Origin of the sequence: Sulfitobacter sp. S190, assembly GCF_025141935.1 — a bacterium.
In the GTDB taxonomy this organism is placed as follows: domain Bacteria; phylum Pseudomonadota; class Alphaproteobacteria; order Rhodobacterales; family Rhodobacteraceae; genus Sulfitobacter.
On sequence record NZ_CP081120.1, the window covers coordinates 845,759 to 870,914 of the forward strand.

The window sequence follows — 25,156 nt, forward strand, 5'->3', positions numbered from 1 at the left end:
GCGTGCGCTGTCCTACACAGGGTCAAGACAATCAGAGGGAGTGCGCCATGCGCCGTGTCGTCGTTACAGGCCTGGGGATCGTATCATCGATCGGGAACAATGCAGCCGAGGTGAAGGCCGCGCTCAAGGCGGGCACCAGCGGCATCGTCGCCAGCCCTGAAATGGCCGAGCACGGGTTTCGCAGCCAGGTTGCCGGCACGCTCAAGATCGACGTGGCCGAACACATCGACAAGCGCGCACTGCGGTTCATGGGACCGGGTGCGGCCTATGCCTATATCGCGATGGGGCAGGCGATCGAGGACGCGGGTCTGGGCGAGGACGTGATTTCCAATCCGCGCACGGGTCTGGTGGCGGGGTCAGGTGGCCCCTCAACATCGGCGATGAAAGCCGCGCATGACACGGTCGAGAAAACCGGTGCGACCAAGCGCATAGGGCCCTTTGCCGTGCCAAAGTGCATGTCCTCCACGGTGAGTGCGAACCTGTCGACCGCTTATAAGATCAAGGGCATCAACTATTCCATCACCAGCGCCTGTTCCACATCGCTGCATTGCATCGGTAACGCGGCAGAGCAGATCATGCTGGGCAAGCAGGACGTGATGTTTGCAGGCGGCGGAGAAGAGCTTGACTGGACGCTGTCGTGTCTGTTCGACGCCATGGGCGCGATGAGCAGCAAGTACAATGACGCACCCGAAACCGCCAGCCGCGCCTTCGACGAGAACCGCGACGGGTTCGTCATATCGGGCGGCGGTGGCATGGTGGTTCTGGAAGATCTGGACCATGCGCTTGCGCGGGGGGCGAGTATCTATGCGGAAGTGACCGGATATGCGGCCACATCCGACGGACATGACATGGTTGCCCCGTCGGGCGAGGGTGGTGAACGGGCGATGCGTCTGGCGCTGCAAACTCTGCCCGAGGGCCGCAAAGTCAGCTATATCAACGCGCACGGGACGTCGACGCCGGTGGGTGATGTTGGCGAGATCGAGGCCGTGCGCCGCGTTTTCGGCGAGGGCAGCACCCCGCCGGTCAGTTCGACCAAGTCGATGACAGGGCACGCGCAGGGCGCGGCTGGGGCGCTCGAGGCGATTTTCTGTCTGTTGATGCTGGAGGATGATTTTATCACGCCGTCGATCAACGTCGAAACGCTTGACCCCCGACTGAGTGCCGAAGAGATCGCGCTGGAACGGGTCGACGACGCAAAGCTGGATTCGGTGATGACCAATTCGTTCGGCTTTGGCGGAACAAACGGATCGATGATCCTGTCCAGATACACGGCATAAGGATCGGTTTGATGTCAGATATGCTCAAGGGAAAGCGCGGCCTCGTCATGGGTGTTGCGAATGAACGCTCCATCGCGTGGGGGATTGCCAAGGCAATGGCCGAGGCGGGGGCCGAGTTGGCGTTTACCTATCAGGGAGAGGCGTTCGGCAGCAGGCTGCGGCCCCTTGCGGAGAGTGTCGGGTCGGACTTCATGGTCGATGTCGACGTGACGGACGATGCGTCGCTTGATGCGGCATTCGATCAATTGGGCGCGCGGTGGCCGACGATTGATTTCGTGGTGCACGCCATAGCCTTTTCCGACAAGTCGGAGTTGACCGGCCGGTTCCTCAACACCAGCAGGGCCAATTTCAAGCATTCGATGGACATATCGGCCTATAGTTTCATCGAGGTGGCCCGCCGCGCCCATCCCATGATGGTCGAGAACGGTGGCACGCTGCTTACCCTGACCTATCAGGGGTCGAACAAGGTGGTTCCGAATTACAACGTGATGGGCGTTGCAAAGGCGGCACTGGAAAGTGCCACGCGGTATCTGGCAAATGATCTGGGGCCGGAGGGCATACGCGTGAACGCGATATCCCCCGGTCCGATGAAAACGCTTGCCGGTGCGGCGATCGGCGGGGCGCGCAAGACGTACAAGCACACGGACATCAATGCCCCCATGCGCGCCAACGCGACGCTTGACGCGGTTGGCGGTACGGCCGTTTATCTCGCGTCAGATGCCGGGGCGTGCACCACCGGCGAGATCATTCACGTCGATGGCGGATTTCATGTTCTGGGCATGCCGCAGGCCGAAAACCTGTAGGAGAGCGGGCGGGGGCTCTGCCCCGTCCTTGTCTGGCGACAAGGACCCCCCGGAGTATTTGTGGCCAAGAAAGATAGGCGTCAGGTGATGTCGAGGGGCGGCAGTGCCTTTACGACGTCGTCGACGGCTTTCATTTGAGCGAGGAAGGGTTCGAGTTTGTCCAGCGGTAGAGCGCTGGGCCCATCGCACAGGGCTTTGTCGGGATCCGGATGTGCTTCGAGGAAGAGGCCTGCGAGGCCGACACCGAGACCCGCGCGCCCCAGTTCGGCTACTTGTGCGCGCCGCCCGCCGGATGCCGCGCCGCCCGGATCGCGCATTTGCAACGCATGTGTCACATCGAAAATGATGGGTGCGTCATCGGAGATATTGCGCATGGTGCGCAGGCCCAGCATGTCGACCACCAGATTGTCATAGCCAAAGCAGCTGCCGCGTTCGCACAGCATGATCTTGTCGTTGCCGCTTTCGCGCAGTTTCTCCACGATATTCTGCATTTGTGGCGGGCTTATGAACTGGGGTTTCTTGACGTTGATTACAGCGTCCGTGGCGGCCACGGCGGCAATCAGGTCGGTCTGGCGTGCCAGAAAGGCGGGGACCTGCAGGATGTCGCAGACCTCTGCCACGGGGGCGCATTGATCTTCGGTATGGATGTCGGTGATGACGGGCACGCCGAAGGTGGATTTGATTTCTTCGAATATCTTGAGCCCTGCCTCCATCCCGGGGCCCCGGTAGGAGTGGATCGAAGAGCGGTTCGCTTTGTCGAACGACGCCTTAAAGACATACGGGATGCCCAGTTTGCCGGTTACTTCGACATATGCTTCGGCCACTTGCATCGCCAGATCGCGACTTTCGAGCACGTTCATGCCGCCGACCAGGGTCATCGGGGCGGAGTTCGAGATTTGCAGGCCTGCAACGTCGATCGTGGTCATCTTTGTGCCTTTCAAGCTGGGGTCGGGGGTGTGTAGCGGGCGGCGTATGGTCAGCGCAAGGGGTGGGTTTGCCAGAACCATACCTTCATACCGCCGTGCGCGATGGGGGCCGATTGGTCGGAAAAGGGCAATCCGGTGGCGCGGGCCAACCCCGGCTCCGACGTGACGAGCCCGGCGCGCCAGCCTGCAAAGCGGTCGATGAGTGTGGTGCCGAGGCTTCCGTAGAGCGCATAAAGCAGTTTTTTGTTGCCGATGCGGCCGCCGTAGGGGGGATTGACGATGACAATTCCGGGCGGGCCGTCGGGGGCAGACAGCGCCCCGGCGGGATGGTTGGCAAAGTCGACCATTTCCGCGACCCCGGCACGTTCCGCGTTGGCCGTGGCGGAGCGGATGGCGCCGGCGTCGCGGTCCGATCCGTAGCCCATGAAGGCGGTGTTGAGCGGTTTGGGTCGGGTTGATTTCAGATCCTGCCAGAGATCCGCGTCGAAACTGGCAAGTTTTTCGAAGGCAAAGCTGCGGCTGCGTCCCGGCATAAGGCCAGCCGCGATTTCGGCGGCTTCGATCACGAAAGTACCCGAGCCGCACATCGGATCGACCACCGTTTGCGTGCCGTCAAACCCCATCGACCGCAGCATCAGATACGCGAGGTTTTCGCGCATTGGTGCTTTGCCTATGGCTTCTTTGTGGCCCCGTTTGTGCAGGCTTTCGCCGGAGGTATCGAGGCTCAGCGTGACCTGATTGTCGTGAATGCGCACCTTCAGGACAAGATCGGCCTCCGGTGTGACGGTGACGCCAAGACTTTCGCGCAGGGCGGTTTCGATGCGCTGGCTGGCGGCTTTCGCGTGATAGATCTTTGAGGCTTTGCAGGTGACCTGAACCCTGATCGGCACATCGGCCCGAAGGGTATCGGCCCAAGAAAATTTCCGGGCGCGTTTGTCGAGTTGGGCGAGATGGAAGGCCATGAAACTGCCGATGCGCACCAGGACACGCACCGGGCCGCGCAGTGCGAGGTTGGCGCGCCAGACATCCTGCCAGGTGCCGCGTATTGTGACCCCCCCGACAGACACCTGTGGATCGGCAAAGCCTTTTTCGACCGCTTCGTCCTGCACCAGCTGTTCCAGTCCGGGCGGGGCCACCAGAAAGATCTCGAGTTCGGTTTGTGCGTCCATGTGCGGGGCATACGCATTCGCGCCACAATCTACGAGTTAATTCTGCAATGTCGCCTCAAATTGGTCGGAATCCCGCGGTACCGATCTGGCTATGAGTTTTGCCGATATCTACCGCGAAGAACGTCTGATCAGCCGCCGCAGCCGAGCGCGCAAGGCGCGGCTTCTGGGGCGCATCATCGGGTTCGGACTGACGGCTTGTCTGGTTGTGGTGGTCCGGACCGATCCGCAGGTGCGCGCGATCGCCGATGATCTGGCGCTTGCCGCTGTCGCATCGGTGATGGGCCCGCCTGATCCCGCAAGCGCCGATGTCGCCGCCGCGCAGGACGCGGCAATCGAAGGGCTCGGATATGTGCCCGGCAGCGCGCAAGCAGACACAATCGAACAACTGGGCCTGTCCCAGCAACAGACGTCGGCACCCGGCACAAGCAGTCTGCCAAAAAGCCGGGTGACGATCCGTCGGGGGACGGACGGCTAGACACGTGGTGGCGTTCTGCGCTGCCGCGTGTCTAGAACCATTGCCCCGGTTCCATCAGCCCAAGATCGAGCAATTGTCGCGAGTGCCATTCAAAAGGTGCCGAATTGTGCCATTTGAACGTGTCGATGTCGTAGGTACTTCCGGGGTTGGCCTTGAGCGCCTTGGCCGTGCGGAACGAGCAGATCGTCGCGGTGATGTTGTGATGCCAGGGACAGGAATAGGTGTTGTATTCCTCATCCGAAAACGTGTGGTCATCGCGGATGGTAAGGCCCGCCTTGGCACGGAAGATCGCGATGCGGTCGATTTTGCGGCGCGCGGCGGGCACGTGTTCTTCGTAGCGCCAGCGCAAGCCGCCAAAAAAGTCGAGCTGGCGTTCCTTAGGATGATTTTCCTTGGCCGGATCAGGCCGGGCAAGCGCGTAATAGCCCGAACGGTCCAGATGGGCCGTTTCCAATGACACGGCGTGCGGGTTCTGAGCCAGATCTTCGGCGTAAAGATCGATGATGTATGTCAGCATCGACCCGCGCCGCTCTTCTGCATGAAAGGCAAGCATTTCGCCGACGGATCGCGTTTCGCAGAAAGGAAAGAACAGGAATTCGGCGTTGTAGCAGTAATAAATCCATTCGCCGGGGGCGGCGGCGATGAGCGTGTTCAGCGCAATCTCCATCGCGCCATCGCGCGACATGTCATAGTCGATGCGGACGACCGTTTCCTGCAGATCGCGCGGCAGATCGAACTGGCTTGGCATCAGGGCGAGCACAAGTTTGAACCCCGATTGCAGCGTGTGCCGCAGCGTTGTGTCCACCTCGACGTCGTCCTCGACCATCACCACCGCAATAGGGCCTTTTGGGGGGGCGGGCAGAGATTTGATCATGGCGTCGAGCGATGTATGGCGCATGGTGTCCTGCATTATTGGTCTTTTGTCGCAGAATCGGTTAATTCGGCGTGCATTGCAAGATGTCACCGCGGCTGATAGGCCGCGCGCACTCTGTTTGTCCCTGCCATAGCCCCGCGAGCCTGTCCGATGTCCGACACCAAGACTGCCCCCAAAAAGCTGTTCATCAAGACCTACGGGTGCCAGATGAACGTCTACGACAGCGAACGCATGGCCGAGAGCCTCGAGGGATACGAGCAGACGGACAAGGCCGATGAGGCGGATATGATCCTTCTCAACACCTGCCACATCCGCGAGAAGGCAGCCGAGAAGGTGTATTCGGAGCTCGGGCGGCTGAAGACGCTCAAGGCCGACAAACCCGATCTGAAAATTGGCGTGGCGGGGTGCGTTGCACAGGCCGAGGGGGCGGAAATCATGCGCCGCCAACCCGCGGTTGATCTGGTGGTCGGGCCGCAAAGCTACCACCGTCTGCCGCAGATGGAAGCGCAGGTCCGCGAAGGGCGATCCGCGCTGGATACGGACTTTCCTGAAGAGGATAAATTCAACCACCTTAAGGGACGGCCGAAAGCACGGCGGGCCCCGGCTGCGTTTCTGACGGTGCAGGAAGGGTGTGACAAGTTCTGCGCCTTTTGCGTGGTGCCTTACACACGCGGGGCCGAAGTGTCGCGACCTGCGGACCGTGTCGTGCGCGAGGCGCAGGAGCTGGTCGAGCGCGGCGTGCGCGAGATCACCCTGCTGGGTCAGAACGTCAACGCCTACCACGGGGGCATGACGCTGGCGCAGTTGATCCGCGCGCTGGGGAAGATCGACGGGTTGGAGCGCATCCGCTATACCACAAGCCATCCCAACGACATGGACGATGACCTGATTGCGGCCCATGCCGACACGCCCAAGTTGATGCCGTACCTGCATCTGCCGGTGCAATCGGGCAGCGACCGTATTCTCAAGCGGATGAACCGCAGTCATACGGCAGAGAGCTATCTGCGGCTGATCGAACGTATCCGTGAAGTCCGCCCCGATATCATGATGTCGGGAGACTTCATCGTGGGCTTTCCGGAAGAAACCGAGGCCGATTTCCAGGCCACGCTCGATCTGGTTGAAGCAGTGAACTATGGCTACGCCTACAGCTTCAAATATTCGACACGGCCCGGCACACCCGCAGCGGAGCGTCCGCAGGTCGACCCCGCCGAGGCGGACGAACGGTTGCAACGTCTGCAAGCGCTGATCACGCGCCAACAACGTGCGATTCAGCAGGGCATGGTGGGCCGCGATCTCACTGTTCTGGTCGAAAAGAAGGGACGCAAGGACGGCCAGATGCTGGGCAAGTCGGAATACCTGCACGCAGTGCATATCGACGACTCCACGGCGCAGATCGGTGATCTGGTGCCGGTGCACATCACGCAGGCCATGACCAATTCGCTGACAGCCGTCGAAAAATAGCGGCGGCACGCCCGCATAGCGTGAATGCGTATGATGAACCACTACATGTGGCAGTTAGAGCTTCCCTAAACGTCAACTTTTGCCTAATCTCCCCAAATGTAGGGGGAGCGATTTGGGCGCCGTGAGGTCCTGATGCTGCTTCTGAGCAGCAACAAGAGGACAGAAAGCTGTGGCAAACACACTTCTCAAAATGACACGCCGGATTGCGGGGCTCTTGCTGGCCGTTGCAGTTGCGGCGCAGGGCAGCGTCGCGGTGGCGCAGACCAAATCGCAATCAGGCCGCGACGGCGGCCGCTATGTGCCCACGATCTGGGTTGATCCCGACGGGTGCGAACACTGGGTCATGGATGATGGCGTCGAAGGTTTTATGACGCCGCATGTAACGCGCGCCGGCATTCCGGTCTGCCGGCGGGGTAACGTTTGCGGTGTGATGCAGTCGGACCAGTTCTTTGCGACGAACAGTTTCCGCATTTCGCCACACGGCAAGAAGCGGCTGCAGGCCTTCTTCAAGAAAGCGTCTGCCAGCAGCTTTATCATCACCGGCCATACCGACAGCCGCGCGTCCGATGCCTACAACATGCGTCTGTCGCTCAACCGTGCCAATTCGGTCGCCAAAGTGGCCCGTGCCTCGGGTGTGCGCGTCGCCGATGTGCGCGGCTACGGGGAACGCCAGCCGAAGGCATCGAACAAAACAGCCAGCGGCATGGCAAAGAACCGCCGCGTCGAAATCATCTGCATCCGCTAGGGAACACCGCCATGAAGATATTCAAGATCACTGCATTGGTCGGCGCGGCGGCATTGCTTGCTGCGTGCGAAGACGGGTCCTACCGCGAGTTGGGACCTGACAAGACCGTCGACCGCGGCATCGACAAAAAGCATCTCAGCCAGCTTGAGGCAGGCATCTGGGTTGACCCGACAGGGTGCGACCACTGGATCATCGACGACGGTGTCGAGGGCTACCTGTCGGCGCGGTTGGGCCCCGACGGCAAGCCGGTATGCTCGGGCATCGCCAAGCCCACCCAGACGGTGGGGGATTTCAAGAAGGGCGCCACGCCGCTTATCGGGGATCCGGTCTGATTTGGGACTTGCCGAAAGATCGCTTAGACTGGGGCCGGGGTGTGATGCACCTCGGCCCTTTTTGCATTCGGGGTCTGGTCAGGACCGTGTGTACGACTTATCTCCAACCGACAGCCGCTTGAAAGGAGCCGCTCTTGCCCTCATCCGATACCGATAGCCCCGTCATGGACACCCAGAAGCCAACCGCGTCGGGCCGTGTGCTGGATCTGCCTGACAATCGGCTCTTGATCGATCTTTGTGGTCCCTACGACCAGCATCTGGCGGCCCTCGAAAAGGGGCTGGAAATCCAGATCGTGCGCCGCGGCAACCAGTTGAGCCTGCACGGCGATGCGGATGCCGTGGACCGCGGTGCCGCGATTTTGAACGCGCTTTACGCGCGGCTGGAATCGGGCAGGTCGGTCGAACCTGCGGACATCGACAGCATGTTGCGCATGGGGACCTCCGCATCCGGCACCGGTGTGCGGGACGGCGACCAGATGGAAATGCCCATGACGCACGGCATCGAGATCCAGACCCGCAAGAAGCGTATCGAACCGCGTACCGAGGCACAAAAGGCCTATGTGCAATCGTTGTTCGACAATGAGCTTGCCTTTGGCATCGGGCCCGCGGGCACGGGCAAGACATATCTGGCGGTTGCGGTGGGTGTTTCGCTGTTCCTGACCGGGAAAGTCGACAAGATCATTCTGAGCCGCCCCGCTGTCGAGGCGGGAGAGAAGCTTGGCTTCCTGCCCGGCACGCAGGATGAAAAGGTCGATCCCTATATGCAGCCGCTTTACGATGCGCTGAACGATTTTCTTCCCGGCAAGCAACTGGCCAAGCTGCGCGAGGAAAAGACGATTGAAATCGCACCTTTGGCCTTCATGCGCGGGCGGACCCTGTCGAACGCGTTTGTGGTTCTCGACGAAGCGCAGAATGCGACGACCATGCAGATGAAGATGTTCCTGACGCGCCTCGGGCAGGGGTCGCGCATGGTGATTACCGGCGACCGGACACAGATCGATTTGCCGCGCGGGCAGGCGTCGGGGTTGGCGGATGCCGAAAGGTTGCTCAAGTCGATTCCGAAAATCAGCTTCAACTACTTCACCTCCAAGGACGTTGTGCGCCATCCGCTGGTGGCGGCGATCATCGAGGCATACGAGGCCGAAGCCGAACGCGCGCTGAACCGCGACGTATGAGCCTGCGCCCCCGTGATCCAGCGCGCCCGGTCTGAGCCATGGAAACGCTCGATATTCTGATCGAAGAGGGCGCGTGGGACGCTGGCATGCTGACCGAAGTGGCGACGCGGGCTGTGGTGGCGACGCTGCAGCGGCAGAACGTGGCGCCGGATCTGGCCGAGATTGCGGTTCTGGCCTGTGATGACGCCCAAATTGCGCAACTCAACGCGGAGTTTCGCGGCAAACCCACCCCGACCAATGTGCTCAGTTGGCCAGCTCAGGAACTTGGCCCCGATACCGAAGGCGCGCCCCCTGCGGCCCCGCAAGCGGGTTTCGACGGAATGATTGAGTTGGGCGATATCGCCGTCAGTTTGAGCACATGCGCGCGCGAAGCCGAAGACTCTGGCAAGACACTTTCGGATCATTTGACACATCTCATTGTGCACGGAACCCTGCATTTGTTGGGATTTGATCACATACGTGACGGCGATGCGGTGCTGATGGAGCATTTGGAGATCGAAATACTTGGCAAAATGGGCCTGGATGACCCATATATGAGTGCAACACTTATCGTGCCGCCATCTGACGCGCGGCCTACCAAAGACAGGACCTAATGGGCGACACAGACGGATCTTCTATGGCAGCGCGCAGCGCGCTGTCCCAGACCCCAACAGAACCCTCCACCTCGCCGGAACCTGACGATACGGCCAAGGGCGGGTTTTTCAGCCGTGTGATCGGGGCGCTCAGCCCGTCCGATACCGATGGTGCCGCTGATCCTGCTCCTTTGGCCGAACAACGCCCCGCAGCACACGGCATGGGCAATCTGCGCCGGATGCGCGTCGATGATGTGATGGTGCCGAAGGCGGATATTGTGGCGGTGCCCGTTACCGCGGACATGGACGAGCTTGTTTCCGTTTTCAAGGACAGTGGCTTGACCCGCCTGCCGGTGTACGATGGCACGCTGGATACGCCGGTGGGTATGGCCCACCTCAAGGATCTGGCGTTGAACCACGGGTTCAACGGGAAGCCGAAGAACTTCAATCTTGCCGATCTGATCCGGCCGCTGGTCTATGTGCCACCGTCGATGACGATCGGCGTTTTGCTGACCAAGATGCAGGCCGAGCGGCGCCACATGGCGCTGGTGATAGACGAATACGGCGGTGTCGACGGACTGGTGACGATCGAGGATCTGATCGAACAGGTCATCGGCCAGATCGAGGACGAGCACGACATCGACGAGGGGCTATACTGGACCGAGGAGAAATCGGGGCAGTATCTCGCGCTGGCCAAGACGCCGCTTGCCGATTTCGAGGCCGAGATCGACCGGTCGCTGACCGACCACGAGGACGTGGACGAAGAAGACATCGAAACGCTTGGTGGTCTTGTCTTCATGCTGTCCGGCCGGGTCCCGGCTCGCGGCGAGGTCGTGTTGCATCCCGATGGTCCGGAGTTTGAAGTCCTTGATGCCGATCCGCGCCGGATCAAGCGGTTGCGCGTGCGGTTGGACGGCACCGCGGGGGGATGATGGCCGGTGCCAAGCGGCTGGGCCTGCCTCTTGTTGCGGGGGGCGTCGCTGCGCTCGGCCATGAACCGTTTTCCATTCCCGTCTTTACCTTCGTCGGAATTGCCGCCGGATTGTGGCTGCTCACGCAGTGCGTCACCGGACGTCAGGCTGCGTGGACCGGTTGGGCCGTGGGGCTGGGGTATTTTGCGATCGCTTTGCATTGGATCGTCTCTCCGTTTTTGGTGGATGTGGCACGGCATGGCTGGATGGCGCCCTTCGCGGTTATCTTTCTGAGCGCCGGATTGGCGCTTTTCTGGGCTTTGGCCTTCTGGGGGGCGCACGCGTTGCGATGCGGCGTCTGGGGGGCGGTTCTGACGTTGCCGGTGGTGGAGACTCTGCGGGCCTATGTGTTTACCGGATTTCCGTGGGCCACACCCGCTCAGGTGACGGTTGACGGCTGGGCGGGGCAGGCGCTGGCGTTTGTCGGCCCCCACGGAGTCAATCTCTTGATCGTGTCGGCCGCTGCCTTGGCGGTCTCACTCCAAAAACGGGCCCGCGTGCTCGGCTTGGCAGTTCTCGGCGCTGCCGGACTATTGCTGCATGTGCCGCCCATGCTCGCCCCGTCGCCCTTGGGCGAGCGGGTCGTGCGATTGGTCCAACCCAACGCAGCGCAGCATGAAAAATGGGATCCTGCAATGATCCCCGTCTTTTTTCGCCGTCAGTTGGACTTTACGGCCGCCCCGCCGACCCCGGGACTGCCTGCGCCTGACGTGGTTGTGTGGTCGGAAACGGCCATTCCATGGGCTTTGAACGGTGCGGGGGACGCGCTGGACATGATCTCCGATGCGGCGGGCGATGTGCCGGTCATTCTGGGTGTGCAGCGGCGCGGGGGCGATACTTATTACAACTCGATGGTGGTGCTTGGTCCCGATGGTAACGTGTCCCACCTGTACGACAAGCACCATCTGGTGCCATTCGGAGAATACCTGCCGTTGCAGGGTCTGGCAGGTCGGCTGGGGCTGAGCAGTCTGGCTGCGCAGTTTGGGAACGGTTACGGCGCGGGGCCGGGGCCACGTGTGTTGCATGTGGCGGGGGTGGGCACGGTGTTGCCGCTCATCTGTTACGAAGCGGTGTTTGCGCATGACGTCGGCGGCGCGCCTGAACGGGCCGATATGATTGTTCACGCCACGAATGATGCGTGGTTCGGGCGGCATGCGGGCCCGCAGCAGCATCTGGCGCAGACCCGGATGCGGGCCATCGAACAGGGGCTGCCGGTGGCGCGGGCGGCCAACACCGGCATCTCGGCCGTGATTGATCCGCGCGGTCGGGTGCTGTCGCACCTGCCGTTGGGTCAGGCCGGCTATGTTGACGCAAGGCTACCGCAGCCGCTTGCGCCCACGCTTTACAGCCGCACGGGAGATATCCCGTTGAGTGCCGTGCTGTTTCTGGCCGTTGCCTGTTTGGCATTCGCCGCGCGCGCGAGATCGGCGAAAGACAAATAGCGATTGACGCGGCAGGGGGCGGCGCTTACCTCAGACCGAACGCGCCACAACGGCTTCCTGACGTGGCGTTTGATTTTTCCTATCGGAGCAATGCCAATGTCCCGCCAATCCTACGTTTTCACTTCGGAATCCGTTTCCGAGGGCCACCCCGACAAGGTCTGCGACCGGATCAGTGATGCCGTGCTCGACGCGTTCCTGACCGAAGAACCCGAAGCCCGCGTCGCCGCCGAAACCTTTGCCACCACCAACCGTGTCGTGATCGGGGGCGAAGTCGGCCTGTCGGACAAGGACAAGTTGTCGCAATACATGGGTCGGATCGATGAGATCGCGCGTGCCTGCATCAAGGACATCGGCTACGAGCAGGAGAAATTCCACCACGAGACCTGTGAAGTGACCAACCTGCTGCACGAGCAATCGGCGCATATCGCGCAAGGTGTCGACAGCAGCAAGGACAAGGACGAAGGCGCCGGCGATCAGGGCATCATGTTCGGTTTTGCGACCGATGAAACGCCCGAGCTGATGCCGGCCCCCATACATTACGCCCACGCGATACTGCGCCGGTTGGCCGAGGTGCGCAAAGATGGCACCGAGCCCACGCTGCGCCCTGACGCAAAATCCCAATTGTCGGTGCGGTACGAAAATGGCGTACCGGTTGGCGTCAGCTCGATCGTTCTGTCGACCCAGCACGCGGAAGAGACGCAAACCAGCGATGATATCCACGCGATTGTCGAACCCTACATTCGTGAGGTGCTGCCCGAGGGATGGATTTCTGACGATACCGAATGGTGGGTCAACCCCACCGGAACCTTCGTCATCGGCGGGCCGGATGGTGACGCCGGGCTTACGGGCCGCAAGATCATCGTCGATACCTACGGGGGAGCCGCGCCGCACGGTGGTGGTGCATTTTCGGGCAAGGATCCGACAAAGGTCGACCGCTCCGCTGCGTATGCCGCGCGGTACCTGGCAAAAAATGTCGTTGCGGCCGGTCTGGCGTCGAAATGTTCCATCCAGTTGAGCTATGCCATCGGCGTCAGCAAGCCGCTTTCGATCTATTGCGACAGCTTCGGCACCGGACAGGTACCTGACGAGCGGATCGAGCAGGCTGTGGCGCAGGCCATGGATCTGACCCCACGTGGCATTCGCGAACATCTGCAGCTCAACCGTCCGATTTACCAGCGCACGGCGGCCTACGGCCATTTCGGTCGCGCACCAGAGGAAGACGGCGGATTTAGCTGGGAAGCGCGCAATCTTGCGGATGTGCTCAAGGCCGCTGTTTAGACACAAGGTTTTTCACGCCCGCGCGTCCGGGTGCACGGGCGGTGTGCTCACCCTTTTCTTTTGCCGAAAATCGAGGGTGGCTTACGCGGTGTGATCGACCGTGCGGCAGCCGGTGGTGCGGCGCTTGTATTCAGGACCGCATCCACCTGGGTGGGCGCTTGCGTCAGGTCGAGCATGCTGGCCACGGATCGGTCGGACTCGGATTTCCGGGTGAGATCGTCGCCACGATAATGCTCTAGCTCATTGAGAAAGTCCCACAGGCGGCGGCAAGACGTCTCGACCCGATCGATTCTGTCGATCGCCTGTTCTTGCGTGAGCGATTGTATTTCGCGCAATTCGCGCATCTGTCGCATCATGCGGCTGACGGTCGGTTTGATTTCCTGTGCGCATTCCTTCGAAAAACGCTGCAGGATCGTCTGCATTTCCTTGCGCTTGCGCCCCTGCGTCTGAAGGCCCGTGGTCAGCCGTGATTTTTGCAAGGCGGTGATGGCCGCGCGGCGCAGGGCATCGACGGACAACTCGTCTTTCGTCAGATAGTCGCTGAAGCCCAGTTTCAGGGCATTGATGCCGACTTCGGCATCGTCGCTGCCGGTGATCATGATCGTCGCGGCCGCCGAATTGGTGGCATCGGCCCGGATGCTGTCAACACCGTCAAGCCCCGTACCGTCGGGCAGGTAATAGTCCAGCAAAATCAGATCGAATTTGTCTTTCTTCAGCACATTGCGCATCGCATCCAGGCTGTCTGCCTCCACCGTGTGGGTGGTGAAACCGAAGTTGGCGCACATTCTTTGCAGGCGCATGCGGTCGAACCTCTGGTCATCCACGATGAGAATACTGGCGAAGTCGGGTGTATGAAGGGCCTGTTGGTCGAGTGTGGCAGTGATGCGGTTCATGCTGCTCATGAAAATGCTCCTTGCGGCAAGTGGCACTTTATTGCGGCCAAATTCTCAAGATCGCGTAAACGTCTGCGCATTGCGCAGCCGTGCACATCACGCTAAAGCCGCCCGCATGAGCACACCGATCCGCCCCCGTCGCAATTTCTATGGTCGCCTCAAAGGCAAAACCCTCAAGCAGTCGCAGCGCGGCTATCTTGATGAGGACCTCGGCCCCCTGTCGCCCGGGCCCGTCGATTGGGCGGCAAACCCCGACCGGACACCGCTCGATCTGGACGCGATGTTTGGCGGTCGGCCGACATGGCTCGAGATCGGGTTCGGCGGGGGGGAGCATATGGTCCATCAGGCCGCTTCTCATCCCGACGTCGGCATTATCGGCTGCGAGCCCTATATCAATGGTGTGGCGATGCTGCTGGGCAAGATACGCCGTGCGGGCGTCGACAACGTCAGGGTTCATCCCGGCGATGTGCGCGACATGTTCGATGTGTTGCCGGAGGGGGCGATTGATCGGGCGTTTCTGCTCTATCCCGATCCCTGGCCCAAGGCACGGCACCACCGTCGCCGTTTCGTGACGCCAGAACATCTGAAGCCATTGCACAGGGTGCTCAGGCCCGGAGCGATTTTCCGCGTTGCAACCGATATCGAGGATTACGTGCGCCAGACGCTGGAGCAGGTGCCGCAGCATGGTTTCGAATGGCTTGCCGAGGGGCCGTCCGACTGGCGCACGCCATGGTCCGACTGGATTTCGACACGTTATGAGCAAAAGGCACTGCGCGAAGGCCGCACGCCGCATTACCTGACATTCAAACGCATCTGAGGCGGTCCTGCGGGAACCATCGGGGCCAGTCGAGCGTTGCGCAGGCAATGCTGAATACCTTGATGATCCGCCTCGCCCCTTTGATCGCTGCTATTTCCCTGCTGCTGTGCGCCGCCATCCCGGTCTCCGCACAGGATCAGGTATTCGAGGTCGACGCGCTGAATGCCGGGCTGCCCGCACCGCGCGGGGATCTTGATCTGGCCACGCCGCAATCGGCGATGGAAACCTTTCTGTTTGCGATCGAGGACGGCGCATTCGATGATGCCGCCCATGTTCTGAACCTCAACGACATTGATGTGGCGTCGCAGGCCGAAACGGGTCCGCTGCTCGCGCAGCGGCTGGCAACGGTCATCGACCGCAAGGTGGTGATTTCATGGCAGCAGTTGCTGGAGCGACCGGATGCGCTCGACACGACGGCGGCAAGCAATAATCCGATGGCGGGTACGGCACGCAAGAGCCTTTTGCTGGGAGTTCTGGATCTGGACGGTCGGGGCGTTGCCCTGCGCCTGAACCGAATAAAGCCCGAAGGCGGCGCACCGGTGTGGGTCTTTTCGCGGCAAAGTGTTGCCAATATCGACCCGCTTTTCGCGCGCTACGGCCCGTCGAAGTTTGAAAAGGCGCTGCCGGACCAACTGCGCAAGGATGCGTTTGCCGGGCTGAAGTGGTGGGAGCTATTGGGCATGCCGCTCGTCCTCGCCATTGCTGCCGGTATTTCGGTACTGGTCTGGCGGATACTGGGCAAGGCGGGCAGCGGCGGGTTGGCCAACAGCATCATCAACGGATTGCGCACGCCGGTGACAATGAGCGTGCTGGCGCTGACGGTCTGGGCCGCTACGCAGTATCTATTCGTTGTCTCGGGCGCACTGTCGACGTTTCTTGAACCGCTTCTTATCCTGACTTTTGTCGCGGCAGGCGTAATCCTGACAGTGAATGTCATCGACGCGGTGCTGGAGCGTGTGGTCGCGGTGGACATCGACACACTTGCGTCACCGGAAGAGGAAGACCGGCGCAATCTGGCCGCGTCCCTTTCGGCGGCGCGGCGTGTGCTCGTCGTGATCGCGGTTCTTGCGGGGACGGGGATTGTTCTCAGCACGGCCAAGATTTTCCAGACACTCGGTTTTTCGCTTCTGGCGGCTGCCGGATCAATGACGCTCGTGCTGGGCTTTGCCGCGCGCGAGGTGCTCGGCAATATTATGGCGAGCCTGCAGATTTCGCTCAACAGGTCGGCGCGCGTCGGTGATCAGCTGATCTGGCACGACACGCTTTGCACGGTCGAGCGGGTGAATTTCACCTACGTGCAGCTGCGGGCGTGGGACGATACCCGTCTGATCGTGCCGGTCTCCAAATTTGTCTCGGACGCATTTATCAACCGCAACGTAGTGGACAGCGGAATGACCCGCGTCGCCAAGCTGACCGTCTCGTCCGCGGTTGACATCGACGCCCTGCGCGAGGGCTTCAACGACTTTGTGGCAGGCGATGACCGGATCGCCGACGAGGGCAGCGCCGCGATGGTTGTAGGGCAGGACGGCTATGGCGTGCAAATCCGGTTTGCCGTGCCCGTGCCTGATCCGCGTGACGGTTGGGACGTCGAGTGCGAATTGCGGGAGCACATGATTGGCGTGGCCCGCGCGCAAGGACGCAAGCACGACATTGACCCCCTGCCGCATCTCGGCACGCAATCGCAGCCGGTGGCGCCCGACACGGCCGATTGATCCAAATCGCGCATGGACGCGTTCGGGCGGCTGGGCTAAAACGCGCCAAAGACAAAGTTGAGGGCGCTAACATGTCGAGCCACGGTGATCCCATTCCAATGACGTCGCGGGCCTGTGGTCCGCTGCGCGGCACGGCAGAGGTGCCGGGCGATAAATCCATTTCCCATCGCTCCTTGATCCTCGGAGCGATGTGCATCGGCGAGACGACGATAAAGGGTCTGCTGGAAGGGCAGGATGTGCTGGATACCGCCAAGGCGATGCAGGCATTCGGCGCGGACGTGACAGACCACGGCGACGGCAACTGGTCCGTGCGGGGTGTCGGGGTCGGCGGCTTTGCAGAGCCCCAGAATGTCATCGACTGCGGGAATTCTGGTACGGGTGTGCGGCTTATCATGGGGGCGATGGCGACCCAGCCGATCACTGCGACCTTCACGGGGGATGCAAGCCTGAACGGCCGGCCCATGGCGCGGGTTACCGATCCGCTCGCTGAATTCGGTTGTCAGGCTGTGGGCCGGGAAGGGGGCCGTCTGCCTATGACGCTTGTCGGGGCACGGGCGCCGGTTCCGGTGCGCTATACTGTGCCGGTGCCATCTGCGCAGGTCAAATCTGCCGTGTTGCTGGCGGGGCTGAATGCGCCCGGACAAACAGTGGTGATCGAGCAGGAGGCCACCCGCGATCACACCGAACGGATGCTGGCGGGCTTTGGCGCCCGGATCGACACCCGCGAAACGGATGAAGGCTACGAAATTACGCTGACCGGCCAGCCGGAACTGCAACCGCAACATATTGACGTGCCGCGCGATCCCTCCTCTGCGGCATTTCCTGTGTGTGCCGCGCTGATTACACCGGGGTCGGATGTTCTGGTTCCGGGTATCGGCCTCAACCCGACGCGGGCCGGTCTGTTCACGACCCTGCGCGAAATGGGTGCCGATCTGACCTACGAAAACGAACGCACGGAAGGGGGCGAGCCCGTTGCCGATCTGCGGGCACGTTTTTCGCCTGATATGCATGGTATCGAAGTTCCTCCTGCACGCGCGGCCTCTATGATCGACGAATATCCGGTGCTGAGCGTGGTTGCGGCCTATGCCAGCGGGCAGACGGTGATGCGCGGGGTTAAGGAACTGCGCGTCAAGGAAAGCGACCGGATCGATGCCATGGCGCAGGGCTTGCGTGCGAACGGCATCGAGGTCGAGGAAGGCCCCGATTGGTGGATTGTAACGGGTTTGGGCCACGGCAATGTTCCCGGCGGTGCTGTTTGCGCAAGCCAGCTGGATCACCGGATCGCGATGTCTTTCCTCATCCTCGGAATGGCGGCAAACGCGCCTGTCCGGGTTGATGACGGCGGCCCCATTGCCACTTCCTTTCCGATCTTTGAGCCGCTGATGGCGCGTCTGGGGGCAGACGTGAGCCGCGATACCGCATGAGCAATCCCGCGCTTCTGACACGGATGCTGGCGATCGTGGCATTCGGGCTTTTGACGGCGCTGACCGTGTTGTCGATCGGGTGGTTGCAACCGGGCGGGTTGCGCATTTTTGACAGCAGGTTGCTGGGCTATGACGTAGCAGACGCGCAGACCTATATCGACAGTCTGACACCTGCGGCGCGCGGTCTTTACCTCGGTGTGTTCAGGGTTCTTGATACGCTGTTTCCCGTCTTTGCGAGTGCTGCCATGATCGGGGCCGTTCTGGTTGGCAAAGGCCGCGCCTGGGTTCCCGCACTGGCTATTCCGGTGGCGTTTCTCGCGCTGGATCTGACCGAGAACGCATTGGTTGGACAGATGTTGCGCGAGGGACCGGCCTTGGCCGAAACCGCATCGCGGATCACGATGGCGAAATGGGGCAGTTTCTTTACCGGCCTGTTGCTTGCACTTGCGGCATGGCGGGCCCGACACAGGAAAGGGGATGACAGATGACCGGATTTACCATCACAATCGATGGCCCGGCGGCAGCGGGCAAAGGCACCTTGTCCAAGGCGGTCGCGGCGCACTTCGGCTTCGCACATCTTGATACCGGTCTGCTTTACCGCGCTGTCGGCGCAAAGGTGATTGCCGGTCAAGACGCGGTCGAGGCGGCGCAGTCCCTCGATCCCTCCGACCTCGACGATGATAGCCTTCGCACGCCCGATGTGGCCCAAGCGGCGAGCAAAGTTGCCGTGATCCCAGAGGTGCGTGCCGCGTTGGTCGAATTCCAGCGCAGCTTTGCCGCCCGTGCGGGCGGTGCCGTGCTGGACGGGCGCGATTGCGGAACGGTGATTTGTCCCGATGCGGCGGTGAAACTGTTCGTCACGGCCTCTGCCGAGGTCCGGGCCAAACGTCGGTTTGCAGAGCTTTCGGGCAAGGGCATAGAAGATAGCTTCGAGACGGTTCTGGCGGATGTAAAAGCACGCGACGCGCGCGACATGGAACGCGCGACCGCGCCACTCGTTGCCGCGCAGGACGCGTTGACCATCGATACGTCTGATCTGACAATCGAGGACGCGATTGCGGCAGCTGTCGCCGCGATCGAGGCGGCACGCTGACCCCGTACGGCTGGACGGTTCACCAAAGCTTGTTTCGTATTTCAACGGCGCTTGGTTAGGTTGGAGGGGCAAAGGAGACGCCCCATGATCCGACAAATCGCCATTGCCGCAACGCTCATTGTGTCGAGCACCACGCTGGCCGCGCAAACCGCGCCCGAAGCACCCGCACCGCCCCCCGAGGCGCAAACGCCGGCACCACAGGTTGAAGGGCCGATGACACTGCAACGCCTCGCGCTCATCGTGCAGGCGCTCGATCCACAGGTGATCGCCAGAGGTCCCACGCTGGAATTCACGCTCGACGACATTCCGGTGATTGTGGTGGCCGATGCGGCTGCTGACAGAATGCGGGCGATGGTGCCCATTGCGTCCGCCCAGGGTCTGAGCGACGCAGAGATGCGCCGCTTGATGCAGGCCAATTTCGACACGGCGCTCGATGCGCGATACGCCATCGCCAACGGACGGCTCTGGGGTGTCTTCATCCACCCCTTATCGCCACTGGAGCGGGACCAGTTCATCAGCGGTCTGATCCAGACCATCAACGTGGCACGCACCTTTGGGCAGACCTATTCGGGCGGCGCGCAGGTTTTCGGTGGCGGTGATTCAAACGGCATCTATCAGGAGCTTTTCGAGGAGTTGCGTAAAAAGGGCGAAGCGCTCTAGGACCAAAGCGGGCGCGCTGCATTGACGTTGGCCGCCCGATCCCCGACATTGCCGCCAAACCGGAGGACCGTTCATGGCGGCAGTCAAAAAGCAGATCATTTGCATCAATTGGGGCACCAAATACGGGGCACCCTATATCAACCGGTTGTATGCGATGTGTGCGCGCAACATCACCGGCGCGTTCACGATGACCTGCTTTACCGACAACCGCGAAGGTGTGCGGCCCGAGGTCATCTGTCAGGACCTGCCGCCCAGCGATATCGTGATGCCCAAATCCAAAGGTATCTGGCCAAAGTCGCGGCTGTGGAACGAAACACTGGACGGGGTCGAGGGACCGGTGCTGTTTCTGGATCTCGATCTGGTGATTACGGGCAATCTGGACGGATTTTTCGACTATGGCGATCCCGACGATGTGATCCTTGCGCGCAATCCCACGACGCCGTTCGAAAAGCTGGGGCAGACGTCGATCTTCCGCTTTCCGGTTGGCAAGCTTGCGCCTTTGCTCGAGATTTTCCGGGCCGATCCACAAGGGATCGCGGACGAGTATACATTCGAGCAGCGGTTTGTGACGCGCAACGCGCCGGGCGGCATCAAATTCTGGCCGAAGCCCTGGGTCCGCCATTTCCGAACCCAATGCGTGCCGTTGTTTCCGATGAATTATTTCATTGCGCCGAAATTGCCCGCCGATGCCCGTGTCGTGATTTTTCCGGCCACACCGAACCCGCCCGATGCCCTGCGGGGCCGCTGGGTGCCGGAAGAAGGGGACCGCACCCGCGGCGAGCATATCATGCGGGCAATCCGCGGGCCGCGCCACTTTGACAAGCGCTTCCGCCATTTGCGACGTTTTTTGTTGCCGACGCCCTGGATTGCGGATCACTGGCGCGAGTAATCCCTTGCGGGGCGCGCACAGGCTTCCCTAGGGTATAACAAGCACAATCTGGGAGCTGACCATGCTGAAAATCCTGAGCGCCGCTGCGGCCACACTCACCATCGCCACTGCCACTTTCGCGGCCGATCTGCCCGACCTGCAAGGGCGCGAGATCGTGGTTGCCACCGAAAATGCCTATCCTCCGTTGCAGTTCGTGGACCCCGACAGCGGTGATGCCGTGGGCTGGGAATATGACGCGATGGCCGAAATCGCCGAGCGGCTGAATGCAAAGGTCGTCTATGAGAACGTCAGCTGGGACGCCATGATCCCCGCCGTGTCCGAGGCGCAGTTCGACATGGGCATGACGGGCATCACCATCCGTGACGACCGCAAGGAAAAGGTGGATTTCTCCGACACCTATATGACGTCCGAAATGGTGATGCTGGTGCGCGGCGACGAGGATCGTTTTGCCTCGGCCGAAGAATTTGCGGCCAACGATGATTTGCTGGTCGCGGCCCAGCCCGGCACCACGCCGTTTTATGTGGCCGTCTATGATGTGCTGGACGGGGACGAAGCAAACGCGCGGATCAAGCTGTTCGAGACCTTCGGGGCCACGGTGCAGGCGCTGCGGGCGGGCGACGTCGATCTGTCTTTGACCGATAGCGTGGGCGGCGAAGGTTATGTGGCGGCCTCGGAGGGCAAGCTTAAGATCGTGGGCGAAAAGCTGGGCACCGAGGATTTCGGTTTCATCTTTCCCAAGGGATCCGATCTGGTGGCGCCGATCAATGCGGCCATCGCGGACATGCGCGCTGATGGCACGATCGACGCGCTCGACAAGAAGTGGTTCCTGGATTTCAAAGTCGGCGGCTGATCATTGCGACAGCATCCTGATGCGGGCGGCGACTTTCCCTATTGGCTGGTCGCCGTTTTTGCCGCACTTGTCTGGGCATTCTGGCAGGTTGTCACACAGGACATATACCTCGATGTACTGAGCAAACTGAGCCGTGGCATCTGGATAACGCTTCAGGTCAGCGTCGTAGGGTACCTGTCGGCCTGTGCGGTCGGGCTGGCGTTGGCCCTGATGCAGCGCAGCGGCAATATTGTCGTGCGGCAAGTGGCACGCGGCTACGTCGAAATCATGCGTGGCATCCCCATACTGGTGCTGCTCCTGTACGTGGCTTTCGTGCTGGCCCCGGCGCTCGTGGCGTTGTGGAACTGGAGCGCGGGCTATACCGGCGCCGAGGAGCTGCGCACACGGGATTTTCCGTTCGTCTGGCGGGCGACGCTGGCGCTCGTGCTTGCCTACTCCAGTTTTCTCGCCGAGGTGTTTCGCGCCGGTCTGCAATCGATTGACATCGGCCAGGTCGAGGCGGCCGAGGCGCTGGGGCTCAACCGCTGGCAACGCTTTCGACATGTGATCTGGCCGCAGGCTGTGCGCATCGTCATGCCTCCTCTGGGCAATGATTTCGTGGCCATGCTCAAGGACAGCTCGCTTGTCTCGGTGGTCGGCGTGCAGGATATCGCCCAGATCGGCAAGCTGACGGCGGCGGGAAATTTTCGCTATTTCGAGACGTATAATGTGGTCGCGCTGGTGTATCTGACGATGACGATCGCGCTATCTCTGGCGCTCAGGGCGTTCGAGCGGCACCTCAAGAGAAACGACCGCTAGCTTGCAAATGCTTTCGGGTGCGCCATCTCTTGGGCAGATACTTGAAGGAGAACACAGATGAAAACCGCCAAAGACTATATGGACGCCGCCAATGCCGAGGTCCCGAAGATGAGCGCCGAAGATGCCATCGCCAAGCACAAGGCCGGGCAGGGCACCTTTATTGATGTGCGCGACAGCGCCGACATTGCCAAGAGTGGTACGATCGCCGGCGCCCACCGCGTGCCGCGGGGCATGATCGAGTTCCGCGCCGATCCCGCGATGGAGCAGCTCTATGACGATACGTTCCAGAAAGACGCCGAGCTGTATCTGATTTGCGGCGCGGGCGGTCAGGCGGCGCTGGCCGGCAAGACACTGCGCGATATGGGCTTTACGAATGTCACCAACATCGGCGGTTTCCCTGCGTGGAAAGACGCGGGCGGGCCGACCGAAAGCTAGGGCCAAGCGCCCGCATGCATCAGACGCAAGGCATCGGCCGTCTGCCGCCAAACCGGGTGGCGAAACACAGGCGGGCCTTGCCTTGCGCCCCAGAATCCCCTATACGCGCGCCTGTCTAAGGGGCATTAAAAGCCTCGGATGCAGATGACTGAGCAGGGTCGGACCATTCCGGCCCTCTTTTCATTGCAATCCGGGAGACCGCCCCGAAGTCCAATTCACACTCAAGACCGGCGGAGACAACCGCACGGCCAGCTACATCTCTTAAAGGATACGATACGCCACATGGCAAATATGATGGACGAGTTTGAAGCACTCTTGAACGAAAGCTTCGAAATGGACACGCCCGAAGAGGGTTCTGTTGTCAAAGGCAAGGTCATCGCGATCGAAGCGGGCCAAGCCATCATCGACGTAGGCTACAAGATGGAAGGCCGCGTCGAGTTGAAAGAATTTGCCGATCCCGGCGAAGCTCCCAAAATTGACGTTGGTGACGAAGTCGAAGTGTTCCTTCGTCAGGTCGAGAACGCGCGTGGCGAAGCCGTCATCAGCCGCGAAATGGCCCGCCGCGAAGAAGCTTGGGACCGTCTGGAGAAAGCCTACGCCGCAGAAGAGCGTGTCGAAGGCGCGATCTTTGGCCGCGTCAAGGGTGGCTTCACGGTCGATCTGGGCGGTGCGGTTGCATTCCTGCCCGGCTCGCAAGTTGACGTGCGTCCCGTGCGCGACGCAGGCCCGTTGATGGGTCTCAAGCAGCCATTCCAGATCCTGAAAATGGACCGCCGCCGTGGCAACATCGTTGTATCGCGCCGTGCGATCCTCGAAGAATCCCGTGCCGAGCAGCGCGCCGAAGTCATCGGCAACCTGACCGAAGGCCAGACCGTAGACGGTGTGGTCAAGAACATCACCGAATACGGTGCGTTCGTGGATCTGGGCGGTGTCGACGGTCTGCTGCACGTCACCGACATGGCGTGGCGCCGGGTCAACCACCCGTCCGAAATCCTTGCCATCGGCGAGACGATCAAGGTGCAGGTCATCAAGATCAACAAAGAGACACACCGCATCAGCCTCGGCATGAAGCAGCTGCAGGAAGATCCATGGGATCTGGTAGCCGCGAAGTATCCGCTGGAATCCTCGCACACCGGTCGCGTCACCAACATCACCGACTACGGTGCCTTTGTTGAGCTGGAGCCCGGCGTTGAAGGTCTGGTCCACGTGTCCGAAATGTCCTGGACCAAGAAGAACGTACATCCCGGCAAGATCGTTTCGACCAGCCAGGAAGTCGAAGTCATGGTTCTGGAAATCGACAGCGCGAAACGTCGTGTATCGCTTGGTCTCAAGCAGACCATGCGAAACCCATGGGAAGTGTTTGCAGAAACGCACCCCGAGGGCACGGAAGTCGAAGGCGAAGTCAAGAACATCACCGAATTCGGTCTGTTCGTCGGTCTGCCCGGCGACATCGACGGTATGGTGCACCTTTCCGACCTCAGCTGGGACCAGCGCGGCGAAGAGGCAATTCAGGACTACCGCAAAGGCGACATGGTTCAGGCCGTTGTCTCCGAAGTGGACGTCGAGAAAGAGCGCATTTCGCTGTCGATCAAGGGTGTCGGTGGCGACAAGTTTGCCGAAGCCGTTGGCGGCGTGAAGCGGGGCTCCATCATCACGGTGACCGTGACATCCATCGAAGACGGTGGTGTGGAAGTGGAATACGAAGGCATGAAGTCCTTCATCCGCCGTTCCGATCTGTCGCGTGACCGTGCCGAACAGCGCCCCGAGCGTTTCTCGGTCGGTGACAAGGTCGACGTGCGCGTCACCAACGTGGACAGCAAATCGCATCGCCTTGGCGTTTCGATCAAAGCGCGCGAAATCGCCGAAGAAAAAGAAGCCGTCGAACAGTATGGCTCCTCGGACTCCGGTGCATCGCTCGGCGATATCCTCGGCGCGGCGCTGAAGGGCGACGACTAAGCTTTAGACCTGCGTCAATTTGCAGGTTGATCGGGCCTCGTACCAGTCGGTGCGGGGCCCTTTTCATATTCCGAATCGGGGTAAGGTGCTGCACCTGCATCCAAATTTGCACCGCGAGCGAGTCTCAAT

26 protein-coding genes and 1 riboswitch are annotated in these 25,156 nt (G+C 61.2%); of the genes, 22 read left to right on the top strand and 4 right to left on the bottom strand.

The window, feature by feature from the left end; translation table 11 throughout:
* The first annotated feature begins 47 nt into the window (after positions 1-47).
* Complete coding sequence (gene fabB, locus K3756_RS04475) at positions 48-1,277, top strand: beta-ketoacyl-ACP synthase I (RefSeq protein ID WP_259991313.1); 1,230 nt, start codon at positions 48-50, stop codon at positions 1,275-1,277.
* 11 nt (positions 1,278-1,288) lie between these two features.
* Entirely contained in the window at positions 1,289-2,080 is a 792-nt protein-coding gene (locus K3756_RS04480; RefSeq protein WP_259991315.1) for an enoyl-ACP reductase, read from the top strand.
* An 80-nt stretch (positions 2,081-2,160) separates the two neighbouring features.
* On the opposite strand, the gene kdsA is transcribed toward K3756_RS04480, so the two are convergent.
* Both kdsA and K3756_RS04490 read right to left on the bottom strand, forming a co-directional pair.
* Positions 2,161-3,006, bottom strand: a complete 846-nt coding sequence (kdsA, locus tag K3756_RS04485) for a 3-deoxy-8-phosphooctulonate synthase (RefSeq protein WP_259991316.1) — start codon at positions 3,004-3,006, stop codon at positions 2,161-2,163.
* A gap of 50 nt (positions 3,007-3,056) precedes the next feature.
* A complete protein-coding gene (locus K3756_RS04490) occupies positions 3,057-4,175 on the bottom strand; it encodes a class I SAM-dependent RNA methyltransferase (RefSeq protein WP_259991318.1) in 1,119 nt (372 codons plus the stop codon).
* Between the two features lie 91 nt (positions 4,176-4,266).
* Here K3756_RS04490 and K3756_RS04495 point away from each other — a divergent pair, with 91 nt between their 5' ends.
* Positions 4,267-4,650, top strand: coding sequence for a hypothetical protein (locus K3756_RS04495; protein ID WP_259991320.1), 384 nt, complete (start codon positions 4,267-4,269; stop codon positions 4,648-4,650).
* A 31-nt stretch (positions 4,651-4,681) separates the two neighbouring features.
* Here K3756_RS04495 and K3756_RS04500 read toward each other — a convergent pair whose 3' ends face one another.
* Positions 4,682-5,548, bottom strand: a complete 867-nt coding sequence (locus tag K3756_RS04500; RefSeq protein WP_259993483.1) for a hypothetical protein — start codon at positions 5,546-5,548, stop codon at positions 4,682-4,684.
* Between the two features lie 126 nt (positions 5,549-5,674).
* On the opposite strand from K3756_RS04500, the gene miaB reads away from it, so the two are divergent.
* From miaB to metK, 8 genes are all read left to right on the top strand, one after another.
* A complete protein-coding gene (miaB, locus tag K3756_RS04505) occupies positions 5,675-6,985 on the top strand; it encodes a tRNA (N6-isopentenyl adenosine(37)-C2)-methylthiotransferase MiaB (protein WP_259991322.1) in 1,311 nt (436 codons plus the stop codon).
* 169 nt (positions 6,986-7,154) lie between these two features.
* Complete coding sequence (locus K3756_RS04510; RefSeq protein WP_259991324.1) at positions 7,155-7,730, top strand: OmpA family protein; 576 nt, start codon at positions 7,155-7,157, stop codon at positions 7,728-7,730.
* A gap of 11 nt (positions 7,731-7,741) precedes the next feature.
* A complete protein-coding gene (locus tag K3756_RS04515) occupies positions 7,742-8,062 on the top strand; it encodes a hypothetical protein (protein WP_259991327.1) in 321 nt (106 codons plus the stop codon).
* A gap of 164 nt (positions 8,063-8,226) precedes the next feature.
* Positions 8,227-9,237, top strand: a complete 1,011-nt coding sequence (locus tag K3756_RS04520; protein ID WP_259993484.1) for a PhoH family protein — start codon at positions 8,227-8,229, stop codon at positions 9,235-9,237.
* A 38-nt stretch (positions 9,238-9,275) separates the two neighbouring features.
* Positions 9,276-9,830 carry an rRNA maturation RNase YbeY gene (ybeY, locus tag K3756_RS04525; RefSeq protein ID WP_259991329.1) on the top strand — a complete coding sequence of 185 codons (555 nt, stop codon included), beginning with the start codon at positions 9,276-9,278 and terminating at the stop codon, positions 9,828-9,830.
* On the top strand, positions 9,830-10,741 hold the full coding sequence (locus K3756_RS04530; protein WP_259991330.1) for a hemolysin family protein: 912 nt from the start codon (positions 9,830-9,832) through the stop codon (positions 10,739-10,741). Before ybeY ends, K3756_RS04530 begins: the two co-directional genes overlap by 1 nt.
* Complete coding sequence (gene lnt, locus K3756_RS04535) at positions 10,741-12,222, top strand: apolipoprotein N-acyltransferase (protein WP_259991332.1); 1,482 nt, start codon at positions 10,741-10,743, stop codon at positions 12,220-12,222. Before K3756_RS04530 ends, lnt begins: the two co-directional genes overlap by 1 nt.
* Positions 12,223-12,260: 38 nt before the next feature.
* Positions 12,261-12,312, top strand: a riboswitch (SAM-SAH riboswitch).
* Positions 12,313-12,318: 6 nt separating this feature from the next.
* Positions 12,319-13,500, top strand: a complete 1,182-nt coding sequence (gene metK, locus K3756_RS04540) for a methionine adenosyltransferase (protein WP_259991334.1) — start codon at positions 12,319-12,321, stop codon at positions 13,498-13,500.
* A gap of 47 nt (positions 13,501-13,547) precedes the next feature.
* On the opposite strand, the gene K3756_RS04545 is transcribed toward metK, so the two are convergent.
* On the bottom strand, positions 13,548-14,402 hold the full coding sequence (locus tag K3756_RS04545) for a response regulator (protein WP_259991337.1): 855 nt from the start codon (positions 14,400-14,402) through the stop codon (positions 13,548-13,550).
* A 106-nt stretch (positions 14,403-14,508) separates the two neighbouring features.
* Here K3756_RS04545 and trmB point away from each other — a divergent pair, with 106 nt between their 5' ends.
* The 11 genes from trmB to rpsA all read left to right on the top strand — a co-directional run bounded on the left by trmB (position 14,509) and on the right by rpsA (position 25,027).
* The gene (trmB, locus tag K3756_RS04550) at positions 14,509-15,210 is read left to right on the top strand and encodes a tRNA (guanosine(46)-N7)-methyltransferase TrmB (protein ID WP_259991339.1); all 702 of its coding nucleotides are present in this window, start codon (positions 14,509-14,511) and stop codon (positions 15,208-15,210) included.
* 62 nt (positions 15,211-15,272) lie between these two features.
* Complete coding sequence (locus K3756_RS04555) at positions 15,273-16,922, top strand: mechanosensitive ion channel domain-containing protein (protein ID WP_259991341.1); 1,650 nt, start codon at positions 15,273-15,275, stop codon at positions 16,920-16,922.
* Between the two features lie 71 nt (positions 16,923-16,993).
* Positions 16,994-18,346 carry a 3-phosphoshikimate 1-carboxyvinyltransferase gene (gene aroA, locus K3756_RS04560; protein WP_259991343.1) on the top strand — a complete coding sequence of 451 codons (1,353 nt, stop codon included), beginning with the start codon at positions 16,994-16,996 and terminating at the stop codon, positions 18,344-18,346.
* Positions 18,343-18,834, top strand: a complete 492-nt coding sequence (locus K3756_RS04565; RefSeq protein ID WP_259991345.1) for a hypothetical protein — start codon at positions 18,343-18,345, stop codon at positions 18,832-18,834. Before aroA ends, K3756_RS04565 begins: the two co-directional genes overlap by 4 nt.
* The gene (gene cmk, locus K3756_RS04570) at positions 18,831-19,439 is read left to right on the top strand and encodes a (d)CMP kinase (protein WP_259991347.1); all 609 of its coding nucleotides are present in this window, start codon (positions 18,831-18,833) and stop codon (positions 19,437-19,439) included. The genes K3756_RS04565 and cmk overlap by 4 nt, the downstream gene beginning before the upstream one ends.
* A gap of 84 nt (positions 19,440-19,523) precedes the next feature.
* Positions 19,524-20,099, top strand: a complete 576-nt coding sequence (locus K3756_RS04575) for a hypothetical protein (protein WP_259991349.1) — start codon at positions 19,524-19,526, stop codon at positions 20,097-20,099.
* 73 nt (positions 20,100-20,172) lie between these two features.
* Positions 20,173-20,988, top strand: coding sequence for a glycosyl transferase (locus K3756_RS04580; protein WP_259991351.1), 816 nt, complete (start codon positions 20,173-20,175; stop codon positions 20,986-20,988).
* 61 nt (positions 20,989-21,049) lie between these two features.
* Positions 21,050-21,838, top strand: coding sequence for a transporter substrate-binding domain-containing protein (locus tag K3756_RS04585; protein ID WP_259991353.1), 789 nt, complete (start codon positions 21,050-21,052; stop codon positions 21,836-21,838).
* Between the two features lie 3 nt (positions 21,839-21,841).
* Positions 21,842-22,636, top strand: coding sequence for an amino acid ABC transporter permease (locus tag K3756_RS04590; protein WP_259991354.1), 795 nt, complete (start codon positions 21,842-21,844; stop codon positions 22,634-22,636).
* A 57-nt stretch (positions 22,637-22,693) separates the two neighbouring features.
* Positions 22,694-23,071, top strand: a complete 378-nt coding sequence (locus tag K3756_RS04595; protein ID WP_259991356.1) for a rhodanese-like domain-containing protein — start codon at positions 22,694-22,696, stop codon at positions 23,069-23,071.
* A 144-nt stretch (positions 23,072-23,215) separates the two neighbouring features.
* A complete protein-coding gene (gene rpsA, locus K3756_RS04600) occupies positions 23,216-25,027 on the top strand; it encodes a 30S ribosomal protein S1 (RefSeq protein ID WP_259993485.1) in 1,812 nt (603 codons plus the stop codon).
* The last annotated feature ends 129 nt before the right edge of the window (positions 25,028-25,156 follow it).

Excerpts from the sequence above, each read along its gene's own strand:
- K3756_RS04480 (WP_259991315.1), top strand. The coding sequence starts at position 1,289 with ATGTCAGATATGCTCAAGGGAAAGCGCGGCCTCGTCATGGGTGTTGCG.
- K3756_RS04580 (WP_259991351.1), top strand. The coding sequence starts at position 20,173 with ATGGCGGCAGTCAAAAAGCAGATCATTTGCATCAATTGGGGCACCAAA.
- K3756_RS04530 (WP_259991330.1), top strand. The coding sequence starts at position 9,830 with ATGGGCGACACAGACGGATCTTCTATGGCAGCGCGCAGCGCGCTGTCC.
- K3756_RS04555 (WP_259991341.1), top strand. The coding sequence starts at position 15,273 with ATGATCCGCCTCGCCCCTTTGATCGCTGCTATTTCCCTGCTGCTGTGC.
- aroA (WP_259991343.1), top strand. The coding sequence starts at position 16,994 with ATGTCGAGCCACGGTGATCCCATTCCAATGACGTCGCGGGCCTGTGGT.
- K3756_RS04515 (WP_259991327.1), top strand. The coding sequence starts at position 7,742 with ATGAAGATATTCAAGATCACTGCATTGGTCGGCGCGGCGGCATTGCTT.
- K3756_RS04585 (WP_259991353.1), top strand. The coding sequence starts at position 21,050 with ATGCTGAAAATCCTGAGCGCCGCTGCGGCCACACTCACCATCGCCACT.
- K3756_RS04495 (WP_259991320.1), top strand. The coding sequence starts at position 4,267 with ATGAGTTTTGCCGATATCTACCGCGAAGAACGTCTGATCAGCCGCCGC.
- fabB (WP_259991313.1), top strand. The coding sequence starts at position 48 with ATGCGCCGTGTCGTCGTTACAGGCCTGGGGATCGTATCATCGATCGGG.
- K3756_RS04520 (WP_259993484.1), top strand. The coding sequence starts at position 8,227 with ATGGACACCCAGAAGCCAACCGCGTCGGGCCGTGTGCTGGATCTGCCT.
- K3756_RS04490 (WP_259991318.1), bottom strand. The coding sequence starts at position 4,175 with ATGGACGCACAAACCGAACTCGAGATCTTTCTGGTGGCCCCGCCCGGA.
- trmB (WP_259991339.1), top strand. The coding sequence starts at position 14,509 with ATGAGCACACCGATCCGCCCCCGTCGCAATTTCTATGGTCGCCTCAAA.
- K3756_RS04595 (WP_259991356.1), top strand. The coding sequence starts at position 22,694 with ATGAAAACCGCCAAAGACTATATGGACGCCGCCAATGCCGAGGTCCCG.
- rpsA (WP_259993485.1), top strand. The coding sequence starts at position 23,216 with ATGACTGAGCAGGGTCGGACCATTCCGGCCCTCTTTTCATTGCAATCC.
- miaB (WP_259991322.1), top strand. The coding sequence starts at position 5,675 with ATGTCCGACACCAAGACTGCCCCCAAAAAGCTGTTCATCAAGACCTAC.
- K3756_RS04565 (WP_259991345.1), top strand. The coding sequence starts at position 18,343 with ATGAGCAATCCCGCGCTTCTGACACGGATGCTGGCGATCGTGGCATTC.
- cmk (WP_259991347.1), top strand. The coding sequence starts at position 18,831 with ATGACCGGATTTACCATCACAATCGATGGCCCGGCGGCAGCGGGCAAA.
- ybeY (WP_259991329.1), top strand. The coding sequence starts at position 9,276 with ATGGAAACGCTCGATATTCTGATCGAAGAGGGCGCGTGGGACGCTGGC.
- K3756_RS04545 (WP_259991337.1), bottom strand. The coding sequence starts at position 14,402 with ATGAGCAGCATGAACCGCATCACTGCCACACTCGACCAACAGGCCCTT.
- K3756_RS04500 (WP_259993483.1), bottom strand. The coding sequence starts at position 5,548 with ATGCGCCATACATCGCTCGACGCCATGATCAAATCTCTGCCCGCCCCC.
- K3756_RS04575 (WP_259991349.1), top strand. The coding sequence starts at position 19,524 with ATGATCCGACAAATCGCCATTGCCGCAACGCTCATTGTGTCGAGCACC.
- lnt (WP_259991332.1), top strand. The coding sequence starts at position 10,741 with ATGGCCGGTGCCAAGCGGCTGGGCCTGCCTCTTGTTGCGGGGGGCGTC.
- kdsA (WP_259991316.1), bottom strand. The coding sequence starts at position 3,006 with ATGACCACGATCGACGTTGCAGGCCTGCAAATCTCGAACTCCGCCCCG.
- metK (WP_259991334.1), top strand. The coding sequence starts at position 12,319 with ATGTCCCGCCAATCCTACGTTTTCACTTCGGAATCCGTTTCCGAGGGC.